Below are 265 nucleotides of genomic sequence, written 5' to 3' on the forward strand. Positions count from 1 at the left end.
GCCTGCGTACCACTACGCCTTGGTGACCGGCGATACCGAGTTCCTGCGCCTGACCCTGAAGCTCGCCAAGGAGATCGGCGTAGACCAGGCATCGCTGGTCCACGCGCTCCAAAACCATGACGAACTCACCTACGAGCTCCTTCATTTTGCCGCGGGCCACCGCGACGACGTGTTCGAGCTTGGCGGCGAGGAACTGACGGGCGCCGAAGTGGCCGAAAAGGTCCAGAACACACTGCGGGAACGCCTCACTGGCGAAAACGGCCCG

1 protein-coding gene is annotated in these 265 nt (G+C 63.4%); it reads left to right on the plus strand.

Features of this window, described 5'->3' with window-relative positions; all coding sequences use genetic code 11:
• The coding region (locus SB679_RS24685; RefSeq protein WP_410704923.1) for a hypothetical protein at positions 1-265 on the plus strand (265 nt) is incomplete at both ends.

Origin of the sequence: Chryseobacterium sp. SIMBA_029 (assembly GCF_046535275.1) — a bacterium.
In the GTDB taxonomy this organism is placed as follows: domain Bacteria; phylum Bacteroidota; class Bacteroidia; order Flavobacteriales; family Weeksellaceae; genus Chryseobacterium.